At 61.1% G+C, this 19,089-nt stretch carries 17 protein-coding genes; 13 read left to right on the top strand and 4 right to left on the bottom strand.

The annotated features are described in order from the left end of the window. The first annotated feature begins 22 nt into the window (after positions 1-22). The 3 genes from BFQ03_RS18030 (at position 23) to BFQ03_RS18020 (ending at position 4,591) form a co-directional block, all read left to right on the top strand. Positions 23-1,369, top strand: a complete 1,347-nt coding sequence (locus tag BFQ03_RS18030; protein WP_032860211.1) for a glutamine synthetase family protein — start codon at positions 23-25, stop codon at positions 1,367-1,369. Between the two features lie 113 nt (positions 1,370-1,482). Next, positions 1,483-2,580, top strand: coding sequence for a DNA alkylation repair protein (locus BFQ03_RS18025; RefSeq protein ID WP_065943729.1), 1,098 nt, complete (start codon positions 1,483-1,485; stop codon positions 2,578-2,580). Positions 2,581-2,731: 151 nt separating this feature from the next. Continuing rightward, positions 2,732-4,591: a DUF3857 domain-containing transglutaminase family protein gene (locus tag BFQ03_RS18020; RefSeq protein WP_065943680.1), complete on the top strand. Its 1,860-nt coding sequence runs from the start codon at positions 2,732-2,734 to the stop codon at positions 4,589-4,591. A gap of 72 nt (positions 4,592-4,663) precedes the next feature. On the opposite strand, the gene BFQ03_RS18015 is transcribed toward BFQ03_RS18020, so the two are convergent. Then, positions 4,664-5,554, bottom strand: coding sequence for a LysR family transcriptional regulator (locus BFQ03_RS18015; protein ID WP_032860213.1), 891 nt, complete (start codon positions 5,552-5,554; stop codon positions 4,664-4,666). 129 nt (positions 5,555-5,683) lie between these two features. On the opposite strand from BFQ03_RS18015, the gene BFQ03_RS18010 reads away from it, so the two are divergent. From BFQ03_RS18010 to BFQ03_RS17990, 6 genes are all read left to right on the top strand, one after another. Next, a complete protein-coding gene (locus BFQ03_RS18010; protein ID WP_065943679.1) occupies positions 5,684-7,330 on the top strand; it encodes a GMC family oxidoreductase in 1,647 nt (548 codons plus the stop codon). 172 nt (positions 7,331-7,502) lie between these two features. Continuing rightward, positions 7,503-9,128, top strand: coding sequence for an MFS transporter (locus tag BFQ03_RS18005; protein WP_032860215.1), 1,626 nt, complete (start codon positions 7,503-7,505; stop codon positions 9,126-9,128). A 229-nt stretch (positions 9,129-9,357) separates the two neighbouring features. Continuing rightward, positions 9,358-11,307, top strand: coding sequence for a DNA topoisomerase III (locus BFQ03_RS18000; RefSeq protein WP_032860216.1), 1,950 nt, complete (start codon positions 9,358-9,360; stop codon positions 11,305-11,307). A 125-nt stretch (positions 11,308-11,432) separates the two neighbouring features. Continuing rightward, positions 11,433-11,873, top strand: a complete 441-nt coding sequence (locus tag BFQ03_RS17995) for a CBS domain-containing protein (protein WP_032860217.1) — start codon at positions 11,433-11,435, stop codon at positions 11,871-11,873. Positions 11,874-11,961: 88 nt separating this feature from the next. After that, positions 11,962-12,267, top strand: a complete 306-nt coding sequence (locus BFQ03_RS30285) for a hypothetical protein (protein WP_156356797.1) — start codon at positions 11,962-11,964, stop codon at positions 12,265-12,267. Between the two features lie 226 nt (positions 12,268-12,493). Beyond that, complete coding sequence (locus BFQ03_RS17990; RefSeq protein ID WP_029296579.1) at positions 12,494-12,823, top strand: hypothetical protein; 330 nt, start codon at positions 12,494-12,496, stop codon at positions 12,821-12,823. A 60-nt stretch (positions 12,824-12,883) separates the two neighbouring features. Here BFQ03_RS17990 and BFQ03_RS17985 read toward each other — a convergent pair whose 3' ends face one another. Beyond that, a complete protein-coding gene (locus tag BFQ03_RS17985) occupies positions 12,884-13,786 on the bottom strand; it encodes a LysR family transcriptional regulator (RefSeq protein ID WP_032860218.1) in 903 nt (300 codons plus the stop codon). A gap of 132 nt (positions 13,787-13,918) precedes the next feature. Between BFQ03_RS17985 and BFQ03_RS17980 the strand changes: the two genes are divergently transcribed. The 3 genes from BFQ03_RS17980 to BFQ03_RS17970 are packed head-to-tail and all read left to right on the top strand — an operon-like array spanning position 13,919 to position 16,501. Beyond that, on the top strand, positions 13,919-14,617 hold the full coding sequence (locus BFQ03_RS17980) for a CoA transferase subunit A (RefSeq protein WP_010211319.1): 699 nt from the start codon (positions 13,919-13,921) through the stop codon (positions 14,615-14,617). Positions 14,618-14,648: 31 nt separating this feature from the next. Beyond that, complete coding sequence (locus tag BFQ03_RS17975) at positions 14,649-15,308, top strand: CoA transferase subunit B (protein ID WP_032860219.1); 660 nt, start codon at positions 14,649-14,651, stop codon at positions 15,306-15,308. Positions 15,309-15,319: 11 nt separating this feature from the next. Continuing rightward, positions 15,320-16,501: an acetyl-CoA C-acetyltransferase gene (locus tag BFQ03_RS17970; protein WP_065943678.1), complete on the top strand. Its 1,182-nt coding sequence runs from the start codon at positions 15,320-15,322 to the stop codon at positions 16,499-16,501. Between the two features lie 123 nt (positions 16,502-16,624). Here BFQ03_RS17970 and BFQ03_RS17965 read toward each other — a convergent pair whose 3' ends face one another. Beyond that, complete coding sequence (locus BFQ03_RS17965; RefSeq protein ID WP_032860221.1) at positions 16,625-17,035, bottom strand: PaaI family thioesterase; 411 nt, start codon at positions 17,033-17,035, stop codon at positions 16,625-16,627. Between the two features lie 170 nt (positions 17,036-17,205). Here BFQ03_RS17965 and BFQ03_RS17960 point away from each other — a divergent pair, with 170 nt between their 5' ends. Continuing rightward, on the top strand, positions 17,206-17,985 hold the full coding sequence (locus tag BFQ03_RS17960) for a DUF4349 domain-containing protein (protein WP_032860222.1): 780 nt from the start codon (positions 17,206-17,208) through the stop codon (positions 17,983-17,985). A 2-nt stretch (positions 17,986-17,987) separates the two neighbouring features. Here the strand turns inward: BFQ03_RS17960 and BFQ03_RS17955 are convergent, their stop codons facing one another. Next, positions 17,988-19,073, bottom strand: coding sequence for a DUF1615 domain-containing protein (locus tag BFQ03_RS17955; protein ID WP_032860224.1), 1,086 nt, complete (start codon positions 19,071-19,073; stop codon positions 17,988-17,990). Positions 19,074-19,089 lie beyond the last annotated feature (16 nt).

Raw genomic sequence — 19,089 nt, 5'->3', positions numbered from 1 at the left:
GGCACACCAAGGAGCGTCACCCGTGAAAAGCCATTCCTCCACGTTACTGGCCGAAGTGCGGACCTTTCGCCAGAACCATCCGGATGTACGTTACGTCGACCTGATTTCCCTGGACATTCCCGGGCGGTTCTACGGCAAGCGCTACCCGGTTGAAATGTTGGAAAAAGTCGCCGCCGGCAGCCCTCTGAAACTGCCACAGAACGCCGTGCTGCTAGGCGCCCAGGGCGGTTTGTTCAAGATCGGCGACTACTGCTTCCATGACGGCGACCCGGACGCCAACCGCCGCCTGGTGCCCGGCACGCTCAAACCGGTGAGCTGGGAGGCGCAGCCCCTGGGACAGATGCTGATCACCTCCGACGGTACCGAGGCGCCCATCGAATTCGAACCCCGCGAAGTGCTGGCCAAGGTCCTCGAACGCCTGCACGGCAAGGGTATTCACCCGGTGGTGGCGTTTGAACTGGAGTTCTACCTTTTCGACAGAAAACTCGCCGACGGCCTGCCGCAATTTGCCCGCGACCCGTTGAGCGATGACCCGGACGACCAGCCCACCCTGCATATCGAGCGGCTGTCACGGTTTGCCCCGGTGCTCGATGACATGGTGCAGACCGCCCAGGCACAGGGCATCGATATTACGGTGATCACTGCCGAGTTGGGCCCCGGCCAGTTCGAAATCAATTTCGGCCACCTCGACGATGGCCTGCGCGCCGCCGACTGGGCCGCCCTGTTCTGCCGCAGTACCCGTGGCGTGGCCCTCAAGCATGGCTATCGCGCCAGTTTCATGGCCAAGCCCTACCTGCAACATCCGGGCAGCGGCATGCATGTGCATGTCAGCCTGTACGATGGCGCCGGTAATAACCTGCTGGCGGCGCATCAGCAGCAACCGTTGCGCCACGCGGTGGCAGGTTGCCTGGAACTGCTGCCCCATTGCATGCCGATTTTCTCGCCCAACCACAACGCCTTCAGGCGCCTGGGCGGTACGGTCAACGCAGCGACCAAGGCCTGCTGGGGCTATGAAGACCGTGACGCCTGCGTGCGTATCCCCGAGTCTGATCCGCGCAACCTGCGGATCGAGCATCGCCTGGCCAGTGCCGACGCCAATCCCTACCTGGTGCTGGCGGCCATCCTGGTCGGGCTCGAACATGGCCTGGAGGCTGCACGCGAACCCATCGCACCGTTGAACGAGGACCGTGACAGCGGCCACGACTTCCCCCTGGAAATGCTTGAGGCCGTGCGCGCCATGCAGGCACAACCGGCCCTGCGCAAGGGCCTGGGCGCGGAGTTTGTCGACGTGTATTGCGAGAACAAACGCCAGGATCACCTGGCCTTCCAGCAGGAGATCAATGCACGGGAATATCGCTGGTATCTGTAGCGACCGCCCCCTGTAGGAGCTGGCAAGCCAGCGCCTACATTTTGATCTTCGCGGCCTTGAGCAAGGTGTTACCTTGCAAAGGTCTTATGATCGCCCTCTCCTGCGGACTGCCCATGACCGACCAAAGCCCCCCTGCCCTCAAGGAAATCTTCAACCTCGAACGCCTGCAACACATCGCCGATGAAATGCGTGCGGTGTACCCGGCGTTTGACGCCAAGGGGTTTCTCAAGCACGCCACGCAGGGTTTGGCCCAGTTGTCGGTGATGCAGCGCATGGCCCGTGTCAGCGAAAGCCTGCACGCGGTCATCCCCCTGGACTATGCGCATACCCTCAAGCATCTGTATGCCTTGGCTCCGCGCCTGAACAGCAGCTTTGTCAGCCTGTTCCTGCCGCACTTTGTGGCCTGCTACGGCCAGGATGACTTCAAGCGCTCGATGGCAGCGCTCAAGTACTTCACCACCTTTGGTTCTGCCGAGTTTGCCGTGCGGCCTTTTCTGCTCAAGGGTTTGGAACCCACGCTGGCGGTGATGCAGCAGTGGTCGCTGGACGACAATGAGCACGTGCGCCGCCTCGCCAGTGAGGGCTCGCGGCCGAGGCTGCCGTGGTCGTTTCGCCTGGCCCGGGTGCAGGCCGATCCGCGCCTGTGCGCGTCGATCCTGGATAACCTCAAGGCCGACAACAGCCTGTATGTACGCAAGTCCGTGGCCAACCACCTCAACGACATCACCAAGGACCATCCGGACTGGGTGCTGGATGTTATCGAGAGTTGGTCACTGGACAACCCTCACACCGCCTGGATCGCTCGCCACGCCCTGCGCAGCCTGATCAAGCAAGGCAATACCCGTGCATTGACGATCATGGGCGCAGGCGCGCGTGCCGAAGTGAAGATCCAGCACTTGAAGGTCGAGCCCGCGGTGATTCGCCTGGGTGAGCGCATCAACCTGTCGTTTACCCTGCAATCCATGGCCAGCACCTCACAAAAACTGGTGGTGGACTACGCCATCGACTATGTAAAAAGCGCCGGCCATAGCGCCGCCAAGGTGTTCAAGCTCAAGACCTTTACCCTCGGCGCGGATGAGCGGCATACAGTTTTACGTCGCCAACACATCCGCGACATGACCACGCGCAAGCACTACCCCGGCCAGCACACCGTGCATGTACTTGTGAACGGTGAACGCCTGGCAAGCAGTGAATTTGAGCTGATCGACTGACCCTTCCCACCAAACAAAAGGCTCTATCTCGGGCCTTTCAGCGATATTTATTGTCCTACAATGCTGGTCTTTGGTGTTGCGATCCATTATCATCTGCCGCCTTCTTGGTACCCGCGAGGGTATCTGTGTCAACGTTCCACCTGAGGCGCCCATGCACTGTTTTTCGTTTTACCGCCCTTTGATTTGCGCAAGTCTGGGGCTTGTTTCGCACCACGCTTACGCCGCGCCGCAACCCATGGCCGAAGCTGCACTTGCCAACGAATCCGAGCTGCACTGCCACTTCAACCGTGACGCCAGCACCGATTGCACCACCACCTACCGCTACACCATCCTCAAGCCCAGTGGCCGGGAAATATTGTCGCGAATCGACTTCAACTATGCCGAGGGCGATGGTTTTGAAGTACTGCACGCCGAGTCCACCCAGCCCGGCGGCAAGCCGCAGCCCCTCGACGAAGCGCAGATCGATACGCGCACCGCGCCCAACCCTGACCAGGGGTTTTCCCGGCTCAAGCAAACGTCCCTGGCCTTTCCCAACCTGCGGGTCGGCACGCAAATCCGCTACACCGTGCGCGAACATCACGCCGCCAAGCCGCTGATGACCGAGTTCCACTACGCCCTGCAGTTCGGCACCAGCACTGCCCGTCGCGACCGCCTCAAGGCACGGTTCACGGCTGAACGGCCAATCGAGTGGCGCGCGGAGTTGATGGACGGTTTCACCATCACCCCCTCGGTCAATCGCAAGACCCTGGATATCGAACTGAAGGCGCCGACCTATCTCAATTACATCAACGAATCGAGTCACGCCTACCTGCGGTTGATCCCACGTATCGAAGTGGGCAGCAGCCTTGATGTGCAAAAGCATTTCGGTGGTTTTGCCCAGCGCTACAACCAGATCCTCGCGGCCAAGCTACCGGCAGGCAGTGCCGCCGCCGTGGCTACGGTGAAAGACTTGGCCCCGGCGCAACAAGTGGCCGGCCTGATGCAGTACATCAACGATCACTACCGTTACCTGGGTGACTGGCGCGCCACGGATCGCGGCTATGTGCCGTTTAACCTGGCAGAGATCGAACAGCACGGTTATGGCGACTGCAAGGACCTCGCGATCCTCCTGACCGCCATGCTCAAGGCCAGCGGGATCAAGGCCGAGACCGCCTGGGTCAGCCGTGGGGATGTGGTGGATTCACTGCTGATTCCGGGCACCGGCGCGCCCAACCACGCCATCGTGCGTGCCGAAGTAGCCGGCCAGGTGTGGTGGCTGGACCCAACCAACCCGGTGTTCGCCCCGGGCCAGGCCATGCCCGACATCCAGGATCGCTGGGTACTCGTCAACGACACCCAGGGCCAGGTACGCGAGGAACATATCCCCCTGGCGCGCCCTGAAACCAGCATCCGCCTGGACAAACAAGTGCATTACGACAAACAGGGCAACGGTGCGACCCGCGCCAGCGTCACCTTCAGCCGCCTGACACTGATGCAATTGAGCGTCGCTGACCGCGAGCAAGGCGCTACCGCCACCGACCAGAACATCTGCGACAACTTCGGCCGGGAAATCAGCGATTGCCAGGTCACCCGCCCGCCCACCGGTTTCGTGGTGCCCGACACCTACACCGTCAACGCCAGCATGACCGACCTGCGCGCCCTGGAGAAACTCGACAACGGCTACGTCTATACCGACCAATCGCTGAAAGAGAAGTGGGATGACCTGTTCAACTACCGCCGCAACGGGCAACAGGGCGACCTGTACCTGGGCAATCCGGACACTGTCGACTACACCTTTACCTTGACCGGCGGGAAGATGGACAAACCGGTGCAGGGCTGCAAGATCAGCTCGCCCTGGTATGACCTGGAACTCGATGGCGAACCGCTCAAGGACGGCTTGCGCTATCACTATCGGCTGACCCAGAAAGTGCGCTGGTTGAGCCATGATGAAATCGTCAGTGCGCCGTTTGAAAAGATGATCAACGATGCCCGTGCGTGTGGTGAACAGGTGCATCAGACCGTGAAACTGTAGGAGCCGGCTTGCCGGCGATGAGGTCCTTGAGTCCCGCGCAAACCTATTGGACGCCATCGCCGGCAAGCCGCCCTACAGTCCGCCCAACAGCAGCCCCTGCTCCTTGGCACACAACTCCACCACGTAATCCCACAACACCCGCAACCGCACCGACTTGTGCAGTTCGCGCCGGGAACTGATCCAGTAACTGCGCTGGATGCCCTCCTGCGGCAACAACGGCACCAGGTCCGGGTCGCCTGCGGCCATAAAGCACGGCAGCACGGCAATCCCCAGGCCCGAACGCGCCGCCTGGTGCTGGGCGATCACGCTGGTGCTGTGGAACACCACCCTGGGGTTGCGGCAAAAACTGCTGAGGAGCTTGAGCTCCTGACTGAACAACAGGTCGTCGACGTAATCGATCCAGGCATGGGCGACCAGGTCTTCGCGCTTCTCGATAGGCGGCGTGCGGGCCAGGTAGCTGCGGCTGGCATAGAGCGCCAGGCGGTAGTCGGTGAGTTTGCGCGTAACCAGTTGGTCGACGCTGGGCCGCTCCAGGTGGATGCTGATCTCGGCCTCGCGGTTAAGGATGCTGACAAACCGCGGCACCGCCACCAACTCCACTTCCAACCCTGGATAACGCTCGAACAGGCCACCCATGCGCCCGGCCAGGAACATCACCCCCAGCCCTTCGGCCACTCCCAGGCGAATCTTACCCAGGGGCGCGGCGGAATGGGTCAGTTCCTCCTCAGCCATCAGCGCGACGTTTTCCATGGCCTCGGCATGCTTGAGCAGCGCCTCACCCGACGGCGTCAGTTCATAACCCTGGGCATGCTGCACAAACAGCGCAGTGCCGAGGCTTTTCTCAATGGCCTCGATATGCCGGGCCACGGTCGCATGCGTGGTTTTCAGGCGCTGGGCAGCGGTCAGCAGGCGCCCGCTGCGCTGTAACTCAAGAAAATACCGCAGGTCATTCCAGTCGAACATGTCGCCTCCCTTCCCGGCCATGAGAACAGCGCTGTTTAAAAACGCACAGCAGCTGGGTAAAAACTAACATTTTTAAGACGAAAACTAACAACTAGGATGGAGCCAATAAGAAAAACAAGCGAGACCCAGATGACTATTGCAACTGAGCAATACGATTACGTGGTAGTAGGTGCCGGCCCTGCGGGCTGCCTGCTGGCCAATCGACTGTCTGCCAACCCCGCCCATCGCGTGCTGCTGCTCGAAGCCGGTGGCCGCGACAATTACCCCTGGATCCATATCCCCGTCGGCTACCTGTTCTGCATCGGCAACCCGCGCACCGACTGGTGCTTCAAGACCGAAGCCCAGGAAGGCCTGCAAGGCCGCGCCTTGAGCTATCCACGGGGCAAGGTGCTGGGCGGCTGCTCGTCGATCAACGGCATGATCTACATGCGTGGCCAGGCCAACGACTACGACGGCTGGGCCGCCGAAGGCAACCCGGGATGGGCCTGGGACGATGTACTGCCGCTGTTCAAGCAAAGCGAAAACCATTTTGCCGGTGCCTCGCCCCTGCATGGCGACAGCGGCGAGTGGCGCGTGGAGCAACAGCGCCTGCACTGGCCAATCCTCGACGCGTTCCGCGAAGCGGCCAAGCAAAGTGGCATCGCCAATATCGACGACTTCAACCAGGGCGATAACGAAGGCTGTGGTTACTTCCAGGTCAACCAGAAAAGCGGCGTGCGCTGGAACGCGGCCAAGGCGTTTCTCAAGCCAATTCGCCAGCGCCCCAACCTGACGGTGCTGACCGAAGTCGAGGTCGATCGTGTGTTATTGAACGACGGCCGCGCCAGTGCCGTGGTTGGCCGCCAGCATGGGCAAGCCATCACCTGGAAAACACGCGAGGAAATCATCCTGTGCGCCGGTGCCGTGGGTTCGCCCGGCATCCTGCAACGCTCCGGCATCGGCCCTTCCAGCGTCCTCAAGCCCTTGGGCATCGAGGTGCTGCACGAGTTGCCCGGAGTCGGCGGCAACCTGCAGGACCACCTGCAACTGCGCCTGATCTACAAACTGGAAAACGCCCGCACCCTGAACCAGATCGCCGGCTCCGTATGGGGCAAGCTGGGCATGGGCCTGCAATACCTGTATGACCGCAGCGGCCCGTTGTCCATGGCCCCCAGCCAACTCGGCGCCTTTGCCCGCTCGGGGCCGGAACAGGCCACGGCCAACCTCGAATACCATGTGCAACCACTGTCACTGGAACGCTTTGGCGAGCCGCTGCACGCGTTCCCGGCGTTTACCGCGTCGGTCTGCGACTTGCGCCCACAGAGTCGTGGGCGCATTGATATCCGCTCGGCAGATCCTTCTGTGCCGCCGCTGATCCAACCCAACTACCTGAGCCATCCTGAGGATTTACGCGTGGCCGCCGCTGCCATCCGCCTGACCCGGCGCATTGTCGGCGCCCAGGCCCTGCGCCCCTTCAACCCGGTGGAATACTTGCCCGGTGAAGCCCTGCAGAGCGACGAACAATTGCAGGAAGCCGCAGCGCGGATCGGCACCACGATCTTCCATCCGGTGGGTACCTGCCGCATGGGCCACGATAAGGACGCGGTGGTCGATGCCCAGTTGCGCGTGCACGGAGTTCCCGGCCTGCGCATCGCCGATGCCTCGATCATGCCGCGCATCACCTCCGGCAACACCTGCTCACCCACACTGATGATCGCGGAAAAAGCCGCGCAACTGATCCTGTCCCCTTCAACGAGGAACCTCACCCCCCAACGAGAACAGACAACACCGGCATGACCTGTAGGAGCGAGCTTGCTCGCGAAAATCGCCAACGATAACGCGGGCATCCTGGATAAACGCGTTGCTCTCAGGCTTTTCGCGAGCAAGCATGCTCCTACAGGGTAAAAGCGGCGCTGAAGTTGGCGCCGACAGTGGAACAACAATAAATAATCACTGTGAGGGCTACCCCATGTCAGAACGTGCTCAACCCCTGGACGCCACCGTCGGCGCCACTGTCACCAGCAAAGAGTCGCAAAAGGTCATCTTCGCCTCGTCCCTGGGGACGGTGTTCGAGTGGTATGACTTTTTCCTCTATGGCGCCCTCGCGGCAGTCATCAGCAAGCAGTTCTTTGCCGGGGTCAACGACACCACGGCTTTTATCTTCGCCTTGATGGCCTTTGCCGCCGGCTTTGTGGTGCGACCCTTCGGCGCGCTGGTGTTCGGCCGCCTGGGGGACATGATCGGACGTAAATATACGTTCCTGGCCACCATCGTCCTGATGGGCGTGGCAACCTTCTGTGTGGGCCTGCTACCGACCTACGCCAGCATCGGCATCGCCGCACCGATCATCCTGGTGGTGTTGCGCATGCTCCAGGGCCTGGCCCTGGGCGGTGAATACGGCGGCGCCGCAACCTATGTGGCCGAACACGCGCCACAAGGCAAACGCGGGTTCCACACCAGTTGGATTCAGTCCACCGCAACCCTCGGCCTGCTGCTGTCACTGCTGGTGGTACTGGCCTGCCGGTATTTCACCGGCGATCAGTTTGAAGTCTGGGGCTGGCGCCTGCCGTTCCTGCTGTCGATCGTGCTGCTGGGGATTTCCACCTGGATCCGCATGAGCCTGCACGAATCCCCCGCGTTCCTGAAAATGAAAGAGGAAGGCAAGGCCAGCAAGGCGCCGATCCGCGAGTCGTTCGGCAACTGGGAAAACCTCAAGGTGGTGCTGATTGCGCTGTTCAGCATCAACGCCGGCCAGGCCGTGACCTTCTACGCCGCACAGTTCTATGTGCTGTTCTTCCTCACCCAGTTCCTGAAGATGGACCCGGCCCTGGCCAATATGCTGCTGATCATCAGCGTGGTGATTGGCGCGCCGTTCTTTATCTTCTTCGGCTGGCTGTCGGACAAGCTGGGGCGCAAGCCGGTGCTGATGGTCGGCCTGCTGCTGGCCACCGCGCTGTACTTCCCGATCTTCAAGGGCCTGGCCCACTACACCAACCCGGCGATGGACCAGGCCAGCCGCCAGGCGCCGATCACCGTGCTGGCCGACCCGGCTACCTGCACCTTCCAGTTCGACCCGGTGGGCAAGGCGCGGTTTGACAGCCCCTGCGACAAGGTCAAGACCTTCCTGGTCAAACAGGGCCTGCCCTACAGCAGCGAAGCCGCACCTGCCGGCAGCGCAGTGCAGGTCAGCGTGGGCGATGTGCGCATCGACGGCTATGACGAAGACGCCCTGCGCGGCGCCGTGACCCTGGCCGGCTACCCGAAATCGGCGGACGTGGCCCAGGTCAACAAAACCATGGTGGTGGTGCTGATCGTCGCCCTGATCCTGATCGCTGCGATGTGCTACGGCCCACTCGCCGCGCTGATGGTGGAACTGTTCCCGACGCGCATCCGCTACACCTCCATGTCCCTGCCCTACCACATCGGCAACGGCTGGTTTGGCGGGTTCCTGCCAACCGTGTCGTTTGCCCTGGTGGTGTACACCGGCGATATCTTCTACGGGCTGTGGTACCCAGTGGTGATTACCGGGGTCAGCCTGATTGTCGGGCTGCTGTGCCTGAAGGAAACCAAGAACGTGGATATCGACAACAACTAAATATCCCGCAAACACTGTAGATCCCTTGTGGGAGCGGGCTTGCTCGCGATGGCGGTGGATCAGTCAATACATCTAGTGACTGACACAGCATCATCGCGGGCAAGCCCGCTCCCACATTGGTTCCCGGCGCTCACACAAATTGCTGTATATCCATCCAGATAAAGGTTGCTCAATCCCCTTCTTTTGCCCATCCTGCTTCCCATTCAACTGCGTAACGAATGGGCTGAGCATGCGGCTGTACCTCTGTGAAAAACCCTCCCAGGCCAAGGATATCGCGGCCGTGCTCGGCGCCAGGCGCCGGGGCGACGGCTGCTGGCTGGGAACCGACGTCACAGTCACCTGGTGCATCGGCCACCTGCTGGAAACCGCCCCGCCCGACGCCTACGACGCCAAGTACAAACGCTGGGTGCTGGCCGACCTGCCCATTGTCCCGGAAAAATGGAAGATGACGGTCAAGCCCAAGACCGCCAGCCAGTACAAGGCCGTCAAGCGCCTGCTGGGCGAGGCCCGGGAACTGGTGATTGCCACCGACGCCGACCGCGAAGGCGAGATGATCGCCCGGGAACTGGTCGAACATTGCCGCTATCGCGGGCCGATCCAGCGGTTGTGGTTGTCGGCACTGGACGATGCCTCGATCCGCAAGGCGCTGGCGTCGTTGAAGCCTGGCGCAGAGACCTTCAACCTCTACCATTCGGCCCTGGGTCGCTCCCGCGCCGACTGGCTGATCGGCATGAACATGAGCCGCCTGTTTACCCTGCTCGGCCGCCAGTCCGGCTACCAGGGCGTGCTGCCGGTGGGTCGGGTGCAAACCCCGACCCTGCGCCTGGTGGTGGACCGTGACCGTAGCATTGCCGACTTTGTCCCCGTGGCGTACTGGGCCATTGATGTCGAATTGCGCCATCAGTCGATGAGCTTTATCGCACAATGGCGCGCCGCCGACGATATCTGCGACGACCAGGGCCGCTGCCTCAACCCGCAACGCGCGCAACAGGCCGCCAGCGCGATGAGCAACGCGGCCAGCGCCCGGCTGGTGAAGTTGCGCACAGAGCGCATGCGCGAAGTGGCGCCGCTGCCCTTCGACCTGGGCACCCTGCAGGAAATCTGCTCGAAAAAACTCGGCCTCGGCGCCCAGGAAACCCTGGATATCGCCCAGTCCCTCTACGAAACCCACAAGGTCATCACCTATCCACGCAGTGACTGCGGCTATCTGCCCGTCAGCCAGCATGGCGACGCACCAAGCATTCTCGCGGCATTGGGCCGGGCCGATCCGGCGGTCAATGCGCTGATGCCGCACATCGATGCGCAACGCCGCTCCCGCGCCTGGAACGACGCCAAGGTCAGTGCCCACCACGGCATTATCCCCACTGGGGCCGGCAAGGACCTGGCACAGTTGGCCGGCAAGCACCGCGCCGTCTACACCTTGATCCGCGCCCGTTACCTGGCGCAGTTCCTGCCCAACCACGAATACGACCGCACCCAGGCGGACTTCAACTGTGCCGGCGAAGCCTTGCGCGCCGTGGGCAAAGTGGTGGTGGAGCCAGGCTGGAAGCGGGCCTTGCCCGAAGCCCTGGCGCCAAGCAAGGGTCGCGAGGCGCCGGCCCCACAACCCTTGCCACCATTGGTGCAAGGCCAGGACTACGCAGTGGCCAAGGTCAACCTCAAAGACTTGTGGACCCAGCCGCCCAAACCCTTCACTGAGGGCGACTTGATCAAGGCCATGAAAAACGTCGCCAAGCTGGTGGACGACCCGCTGCTCAAGCAGAAACTCAAGGACACCACCGGTATCGGCACCGAAGCGACACGGGCCGGGATTATCCAGGGCCTGCTGGACCGCGGTTACCTGGTAAAAAATGGCAAGGCATTGTCAGCCACACCGGCGGCCTTCAGCCTGATCGACGCGGTGCCCAGGGCCATTGCCGACCCTGGCACCACCGCCATTTGGGAACAGGCCCTGGATATGGTGCAAAGCGGTGAGATGAGCCTGGAGGAATTCGTCGCCAAACAGGCAGCCTGGATGAGTAAACAAGTGGCGCGCTGCAATGGCCTGCAAATGACCATCAGCGGCCCGGCCAGCCCGGCAGGTCGTGCTGCCACGCCCTGGAAAAACAAACGCAAGCCGGCCAAGCGCAAGACTGGCACCAGCCCGAAACGGGCGGCAAAACCGGCAAGCAAGGGCTAATTGGGTGAAAAAATCCATAAAATGACGCTTTTTGACGGGATATACGCCGCTTTGGGTCTTGCTCCAGCGCCTGCGGTCTAGGATTCTGTAGGCACAGCCCTAATAACAACACCAGAGTGGCCGCCATGAAAACCGTCGCACAGTTGCTCAAGTCCAAGGACCAGAAGAATCAGGAAGTGCATACCATCCAGTGGAATCACACCGTGTTTGAAGCGCTGGTGGTGATGGCAGCGAAGAACGTCGGCGCTTTGCCGGTGGTCAAGGACAACAAAGTCGTCGGCATCATCAGTGAGCGCGACTACGCGCGCAAACTGATTCTCCACGGACTGTCCTCGACGAGCACACAGGTACACCAAGTGATGAGCTCACCGGCGATCACCGTGGACACCCACAAAAGCGTCGAAGACTGCATGGGCATCATGACCGACGGCCACCTGCGTCATCTGCCGGTGGTGGAAGACGGAGAACTGCTGGGCCTGCTGTCCATCGGTGACCTGGTCAAGGAAGCCATCGCTGAGCAGGCGGCCCTGATCCAGCAACTGGAGCAGTACATCCGCGGCGAATGACCCTACTCTCGACACCACCACGCCCCCGGTGAGAACTGGCTTATGTAGGAGCTGGCTTGCCTGCGATGGCATCACCTCGGTGTAACTGATGCACCGAGGCGCCTGCATCGCAGGCAAGCCAGCTCCTACATGGATCACTGCTGAACCCGGCCTTGCATGCGACCCACCGGCACAAAAAGTGACGCACAAGTCACCTTTCCCGCATCCTCCCCTGCACAAAAAAAATTATGTAGTGAGTAAAAATAATCACTACATAACCGTTGACGTAACCATTTTGACCTTGCATGATTCAGACGTCTCCCGGATCGGGAGCGTTGGCAACAAGCGTTTTGAACAGGCTCGTCTGACCGCCGAGCTGTTTTTCCGGATGTGCACTGCCCACAAGGCAGATTGATGAAGCTGACCGGCCCGCAAGGATCGGTACAAGAAGCTCAAATGCTGCTTGTCTTCGTTATGAAACCATTGCGTAGCAGGTCATCAGCAACACTACATGCATCAGGTTCAAGACCCTGCCCGTATTCGGCAGACCGTTACTGACGCCCGGTTTTCGGAACCGGAGACAACTTAAAAGTGTATTAACGAATCAACTGAAGATCGCCAACTGGTCAAGGGGCTTACACATGAATCTGAACAACCAACCAACTATCGACGAATTGGCTGAGATGTTCGCAGCGCAGAAAGACACACTCGACGACCATATCCTGTGGATTGGCAAATCGGGCGAAGTGCAAATTGACTGCCTGGCGCCCCATACCGAAGAAGCCGAGTTCGACCGCAATAACCGCGAACTGGCGGCGCGCCTGAAGATGTACCGCCGCGGCCAGGGTTATGTCGGCAAGAAAGCGGCAGCCGATCGCAACTTTATCGAGCAAGTGTTCGATACACTTAACAATGCCTGGGAGTCTTTCAAGGACAACTCGCAAGTTAAAGTAATCGACCGCTACTACTAAGAATAACGCTACCTTTGTGGGAGCTGGCTTGCCGGCTCCCACATTTGTTTATGTGCAACTTCAACTGTTGGGGTAATGCCCCTTCCCCGCCTCAGCCAGAAAGATATCGAACAGTGCCTGCGCCGCCGCCGACAGCTCATGCCCCGGCTTGGTCAGCACACCAATCGGCCGCTCGATCACCGGCCCGGTCAAGGTGATGCAATGAGCGCCCGCCTCCTCCATCTGCTGCGCGCATAACGCCGGCACCGCGCTGACCCCCAAGCCATTGGCAACCATCTTGCCCACTGTGGCCAGTTGATGACTTTCGAGGGCCACGGGTAACTTCATTTGCAAGGCACCGAGGTGTTCTTCCAGCATCACCCGCACAGTGGAAGGCCGCTGCAGGGTGATAAAAGGTTGCACCAGCAGGGTTTTCCAATCGATCTCGGCCATTTGCGCCAATGGCGAATCGCCGGGCACGACGGCGATAAAGCGGTCCAGGTACAGCGGGGTGAATGCCAGCGACGACCCCGGCGCCGGTTCGAACGCTACCCCCAACTCCACCTGGCGATCACGGACCATTTCCAGCACTTGTTCGTTGATCAGGTCATGCACCGTCACGTTGACCTGAGGAAAGCACGCGCGAAAGATCTTCAAGATCGGCGGCAGCAGGTTGCCGGCAAACGACGGCATCGCCGCCACCGTTACCCGCCCACGTTGCAGGGTAAAACGCTGGCGCAATTCATCTTCGGCATTGTCCCAATCGGCAATCAGACGACGCGCAAGCGGCAACAAGGATTCACCTTCAGGGGTCAGTGCCACGTTACGGGTATTGCGGCTGAAAAGGCGCCCGCCCAAGCCCTCTTCCAGGCCCTTGATGGTCAGGCTCAGGGCCGACTGGGACAAATGCAGGCGCTCACAGGCGGCGGCAAAACTCAGGCTTTGGGCCACGGCAAGGAAGGCCCGCATCTGTTTAACTGTCATGACGCTGCTCCAACGCATGGGTAATTGTGCTGTTTTTTAAATCAATCAACCTTAAAAAACAACTTAACAAATCAATCCGTCGGCGCAACACTCGGTTCACTGGCTGGACCACAAACAATAAAAGAGGTGCATATGGCAGGTTTCGATAAACGCGTGGCGTCCTATGAAGAAGCGCTGGCAGGCCTGGAAGATGGCATGACCGTACTCTCCGGTGGTTTTGGCCTGTGTGGCATCCCGGAAAACCTCATCGCCGAAATCAAGCGCAAAGGCACCCGCGACCTGACGGTGGTTTCCAACAATTGCGGCGTCGACGGTTTCGGCCTGGGCGTGTTGCTGGAAGAAAAACAGATCAGTAAGGTCATCGCCTCCTACGTCGGTGAAAACGCCCTGTTCGAGAAGCAACTGCTCAGCGGCGAAATCGAAGTGGTGTTGACGCCCCAAGGCACCCTGGCGGAAAAAATGCGCGCAGGCGGCGCCGGCATCCCGGCCTTCTTTACCGCCACCGGCGTCGGTACCCCGGTCGCCGAAGGCAAGGAAACCCGTGAATTCAACGGTCGCCCGTACCTGATGGAAGAATCCATTACCGGCGACTTCGCCATCGTCAAAGGTTGGAAAGCCGACCATTTCGGCAACGTGATCTACCGCCACACGGCGCAAAACTTCAACCCGCTGGCGGCCACCGCCGGCAAGATCACCGTGGTTGAAGTCGAGGAAATCGTCGAACCGGGCGAGTTGGACCCGGCGCAGATCCACACCCCTGGCATCTACGTCGACCGGATCATCTGCGGCACATTCGAGAAGCGCATCGAACAGCGCACCGTCCGCAAGTAATCCTCTAGCCCGAATAATAAGGACACATAAAATGGCTCTTACCCGCGAACAAATGGCTCAACGCGTCGCCCGCGAAATGCAGGACGGCTTCTACGTCAACCTCGGCATCGGCATCCCGACCCTGGTGGCCAACTACATCCCCGACGGCATGGAAGTGATGCTGCAGTCGGAAAACGGCCTGCTGGGCATGGGTCCGTTTCCTACCGAAGACACCATCGACGCCGACATGATCAACGCCGGCAAGCAGACCGTTACCGCACGCATCGGCGCCTCGATTTTCTCTTCCGCCGAATCCTTCGCCATGATTCGTGGCGGGCATGTCGACCTCACGGTACTCGGCGCCTTTGAGGTGGATGTACATGGCAACATCGCGTCCTGGATGATCCCAGGCAAGCTGGTCAAGGGCATGGGCGGCGCCATGGACCTGGTGGCCGGCGCAGAAAACATCATCGTGATCATGACCCACGCCTCCAAGGACGGTGAGTCCAAGTTGCTCAGCCAATGCAGCCTGCCGCTGACCGGTGCCAACTGCATCAAGCGCGTGCTGACGGACCTGGCCTACCTGGAAATCGAAAATGGCGCTTTTGTCCTCAAGGAACGCGCACCTGGCGTCAGCGTTGAAGAGATTGTCAGCAAGACCGCCGGTAAACTGATCGTCCCGGACCACGTTCCAGAAATGCATTTCCAGTGAGGACAGATTCCATGCAAGACGTCGTGATTGTTGCTGCCACCCGCACCGCCGTGGGCAGCTTCCAAGGTGCCCTGGCGAGCATCCCGGCACCGGAACTGGGCGCTGCGGTGATCCGCCGCCTGCTGGAGCAGACGGGTCTCGATCCTGCGCAAGTGGATGAAGTGATCCTCGGCCAGGTGCTGACCGCAGGCAGTGGCCAGAACCCGGCGCGCCAGGCGTCGATCCTCGCCGGCCTGCCGCATGCGGTGCCGAGCCTGACCTTGAACAAGGTCTGCGGCTCGGGCCTCAAGGCCCTGCACCTGGGCGCGCAAGCCATCCGCTGCGGTGACGCCGAGGTGATCATCGCTGGCGGCATGGAGAACATGAGCCTGGCCCCCTACGTACTGCCATCCGCCCGCACCGGCCTGCGCATGGGCCACGCGAAGATGATCGACAGCATGATCACCGACGGCCTGTGGGATGCGTTCAACGACTACCACATGGGCATCACCGCCGAAAACCTGGTGGACAAGTACGACATCAGCCGTGAAGCCCAGGACGCGTTCGCCGCCGCCTCCCAGCAAAAAGCCGTCGCCGCGATTGAAGCCGGGCGCTTTGCCGACGAGATAACGCCGATCCTGATTCCCCAGCGCAAAGGCGACCCGATTGCCTTTGCCGTGGACGAGCAGCCCCGTGCCGGCACCACCGCCGAATCCCTGGGCAAGCTCAAGCCAGCCTTCAAGAAAGACGGCAGCGTCACCGCCGGCAACGCGTCGAGCCTCAATGACGGCGCCGCTGCGGTGCTGCTGATGAGCGCCGACAAAGCCAAGGCCCTCGGCCTGCCGGTCCTGGCGCGTATTGCCAGCTACGCCAACGCAGGTGTCGACCCGGCAATCATGGGCATTGGCCCGGTGTCTGCGACCCGCCGTTGCCTGGACAAGGCCGGCTGGCAACTGGCCGACCTGGACCTGATCGAAGCCAACGAAGCGTTTGCCGCACAGGCACTGGCGGTGGGCAAGGAACTGGAGTGGGATGCGAGCAAGGTCAACGTCAACGGCGGCGCGATTGCCATCGGCCACCCGATTGGCGCTTCAGGCTGCCGCGTGCTGGTGACCCTGCTGCATGAAATGATCAAGCGCGATGCCAAGAAAGGCTTGGCCACCTTGTGCATCGGCGGCGGTCAGGGCGTGGCACTGGCCCTTGAGCGCGACTGATTCAACGAGCAACATGAAAGAGGCCCGGTTCCACGAAAACCGGGCCTTTTTTTGCCTATCTGATTTGCGAACGTCCTTCAATGTAGGAGCTGGCAAGCCAGCGCCTACAATAGATCGCCATCGTCAGCCAGGTTGGGGTACGGCGAAGACCGCATTGGCCCGCACCACGACCTTTTCTCCCACCTGCAAACTGACCGTGGCAAACGCCATCTGCCGCCCGCGCTTGTGATGCTCCAAGTGCACCTCGATCCACTCCCCTACCTGTACCGCCCCCAGATAATCGAGGGTCATGCTCGCGGTAATCAACGGCAACGGCGGGTCGCTGGAAAACGCCATGGCGTAACCCATGCCAACATCCGCCAGGGTCGCCAGCACGCCACCGTGGACCGTGCCGCGTCCGTTGGCATGGCGATTGTCGGCGCGCAGCCCCAGTTGCAGGTGCAGGCCTTCGCCACGGCAATACACCGGACCAAGCAAATCCAGGAGCGGGCTGCTGCGGGGCAATGGGATAAAACCTTCAGGAATAACAGTCATGGTCGGATCGTCCTTGTGTGCAGACACAAGGTTTAACCCTGGGCGCGCGTTGCAGCCATCAAGATCAATGCGGCAAATCTGTGGCGATAAGCCTACGCCCGCTTTGCGTTCGCCGGGCAAACCCGCTTTAATCGCCGCGCACTTTATCCCGCACACTTGAAGGAACTGTAATGCGCCATCTGGAAGGCAGATTCACTGCACTGTTGTTATTGACTGGCCTGCTGCTCGGCGGCTGCTCGCCCAAGGAGTACTCCGAGGCCACGGCCATCAGTGGCGAACAGGGCCGGGCCGGCGCGCTGCTGGCCTATGAGCATGAGTTGAGCCTGGCGATGCCAGTAGCCCTGCTGGCACCGCGCATGCAGGCCACTCGCCAAGCCTGTGAGTCGGCGCAGTTCGGCGCCTGCAATATCCTGCGTATCGAAGAGAACAGCGACGGCGGCATGATCGTGCTACGCATTGTTCCAAACGGTGTCGAGCCGTTGGTGAGCATGGCGGCCGAGGGCGGTCAACTGGGCCAGCGTATCACCAGCGCCGAGGACCTGGCCGACGCCGTGGCCGATGTGCGCCGTCGCCAGGAACGCTTGCAGGCCCAGCAAAAACGCCTGGATGAACTGGCTGCGCGCAAGGACATCACCGTGGGCGACCTGATCACCCTCAGCAAGGAACAGGCCGCCATCGAAAACGAGCTGCAGGAACTGGCACAGATCGCCGCCGGCCAACAGCGGCGCCTGGACACCAACCGCGTGACCCTGAACTTCCAACCCTCAGACGGCGAACATCAGCAATCGCGCTTTGCCAGGATGTTCGGTAACCTGGGCGACAACCTGGTCGATGGCACCGCCGATGCCCTGGAGCGCTCCAGCTATGTGCTGCCGTTTGTGATCCTCGCGTTCCCGGTGTTGTGGCTGTGGGTCTGGTTGTGGCGCAAGCTGGTCAAGCGTCGCCCCTGACCTCAGCGCTTGATGCAGCGCTGGTAACGCTCATCCACGCGCTGGGCGAACCAGGCCGTGGTGAGGTTGCGGGTGATCTTCGGGCTCTTGAGCACAATACCCGGCAGGATCGCCCGCGGCAGCGGTTTGCCTTCGGCTTTCTCGGCCAGGGCAAACACCCGCTGGTACAGGGTGGTCTCTTCAAAATCCAGGCGATCGCCCTGCTCTAGCTGGCTGCGAATGCTCGGGTTGCGCATGTCCAGCTTCTTGCCCAATGAACGCACCGCCAGCTCCGTGGTGCCGGGCATGATGGAGCCATGCAGGATCAGATCCCCATCCAGCGCCAGACGCGTGCCCGAGGCGCGGCTGACGGCAGCCTGGAACGCCGCATTGCGACTGGCGTACCAACCGGCGTTGAAATCCGCAAAACGGTACAGCGGCTGGCTGTAGTTCACCGGGTAGCCGAGCAAATGGGCGATGCCGAAGTACATGCCACCCCGTCGGGTAAACACTTCCCGGCGAATGCTGCCGTCCACGGTGTAGGGATAGCCCCTGGCCTGTTTCTCGGCAAAGGCAATGCTCACCTGCATCGGGCCTGCGGTATGCACGGGGTTGAAACTGCCAAACAAAGTGCGCCCCAACGGCACAGTGCCAATGAAATCATCAAAGATACCACTCAGGTCTTTTTCGGTACGCGCAGCGCTCAGGCGCTCGGCGTAGGACTTGCCCGTGGGCGAACGCAGTTGCAACGCGGTACGCACCAGCACGGCCGGCACATGCACTTTGCCTGCACGACGGAGGATTTCATCCTGGGCGATCTTGCCCATGTTCGGCACCGGCGGGTCGACCTGGTAGGTGGACTCCTGCTCGGTCACGGCCAGTACCGCGCAGATATTCTCGGTGCTGGGGTAGATGTCCTGGCTGTCGAAGGCGGTGTAGATATCCTGGGCCCAACCGGCGCGATCCGACACCTTGGCCGGCATCAGCCGCACGATCTGCGCCTTGACCTCGGCCTCACTGCGCTCGGGCTGTTGCTGGCTGCGTTGAGTTGAACAGCCGGCCATGACCAACAAGGCGGCCAGGCAGGGAATCAGCCGGGATGAAAGCATGCGGGGGTGTCCTGTA

The sequence above is a fragment of the Pseudomonas sp. 25 R 14 genome (assembly GCF_900004755.1).
Taxonomy (GTDB): domain Bacteria; phylum Pseudomonadota; class Gammaproteobacteria; order Pseudomonadales; family Pseudomonadaceae; genus Aquipseudomonas; species Aquipseudomonas brenneri.
This window is presented reverse-complemented; position numbering and strand designations above follow the sequence as displayed.